The sequence below is a fragment of the Streptomyces sp. NPDC037242 genome, assembly GCF_055604165.1.
This window is the reverse complement of the sequence record NZ_JBVJUY010000071.1, coordinates 1-1,500: the sequence shown is the minus strand read 5'-3', so window position 1 is coordinate 1,500 and position 1,500 is coordinate 1. Positions and strand designations below refer to the sequence as shown.

Genomic DNA, 1,500 nt, shown 5'->3' with positions numbered 1-1,500 from the left:
GGCTCCGGCAAAGCCCTCCGATCCAACTTGCCGTTCGCGTTCAACGGCAGCCCCTCCAACACCACCACCGCCGCCGGCACCATGTACTCGGGCAGCGAAGACTGGGCCAGTTCCTTCAGCCGACGGCCCAGTGCCGCGGATTCGGCCGCTCGTGCCGGCTTGTTGGCCAGACGGGAGAGGTTCGCGGGAACTTCACGGCGCGGCTTGTACATGCCCAGTGGCACATGTGCCGCGGCTGCCGGTGTCCCCTGGGGCAGGAAGAGCACGTCGAAGTCTGCGTCCGTCGTGCTTGACCAGGTCGCCTCGACACGGTGGCCGGTCTTCTCGCCCAACTCGTGGAACGCCTCCGGCTCCATCCCACGCTGCTCGCCCGTCAACGCCTCCAGTACGGAGTCGGCGTTGTCCGCCGTCTTCATCACCTGGAGGGCGGCCACCTCATGGGTCAGGCGGGCGTTGGCGATTCCGTTCACTCGGACCGAGCGACCGGGGTTCTGGGTGATGAGGTGCGCCAGGGAGTCGATGTCCGTGACTTCCTCGCCCCAGCCCACGGACATCTCGTCACCGGCCGGGTGGGGGTTCTGCTGCTTGTACAGGACCGCTTCGTATCGGTACCGACTGAGCTCGTTGTGGTAGTCGCCGCGCTTCAGCCAGACGTCGACGGCGCCGACGTCATCGATCTGCCGCTGCAGCGCGAGGAAGAAGTCGGGGTCGACGAGCAGTTCGTTCTCGCCCTGAATGCTCCTGTCGATTTCCTTGCGCACGCCGGCCAGGCTCGAGGAGCGGTCCATCTTCCGCGCCTCGACGGCCGTTCGGTAGCAGTCGAGCAGTCGGAAGTTGCGGATGTCTCCGATGAACACGGCGCCACCGGGAGCCAGGCGGTTCACTGCCTCCCTCAGGACTTCGGCCAGGTACTCCGCGCTCGGGAAGTACTGCACGACCGAGTTCAGGATCACGACGTCGAAGTACTCGCTCGGCAGTCCGTCCGCCACATCGGCTTCCTGCTGGCGGAGCCGGACTCGCGCCGCCAGATCCGGATCTGCGTCGACATGCCCTTGCAGGGCTTCGATGACCGTTGCCGAGAGGTCGGTACCCCAGTAGTCCTCACAGGCCGGAGCCAGCTGCGAGAGGAGCAGTCCGCTTCCGACGCCCACTTCGAGAATGCGCTTCGGCCGCAGCGAGCGAATGCGCTCGACCGTTGCCGTCTGCCACTGGCGCATCTCGGGCAGGGGTATGGCCTTCCCGTCGTACGTGCTGTTCCAGCCCACGAAGTCTGCGCCGAACTGAGCGGAGGAGGAGTCCCGGTACAGGGAGTCGTAGAACTGCTGCCACTCCTCGACCCTCTGTGCCGCCGTCTCCGTGTCCTCCGCCCCTGCTTCCGGATTCTCGGCTCCGACCGCATAGGCAATGATCTTCTTGTCGCCGGGGGTGTCTTCTCGGACGATGACGGCGGCCTGGGTGACGTCGGGGTGGGCCAGGAGGGCGTTCTCGATCTCGCCGAGC

The 1,500-nt window shown here is 66.3% G+C and carries 1 protein-coding gene; it reads right to left on the bottom strand.

The window, feature by feature from the left end; translation table 11 throughout:
• Positions 1-1,500 (bottom strand): class I SAM-dependent methyltransferase (locus ACZ7GJ_RS37875; RefSeq protein ID WP_470758518.1); only part of this gene is annotated, 1,500 nt, incomplete at both ends.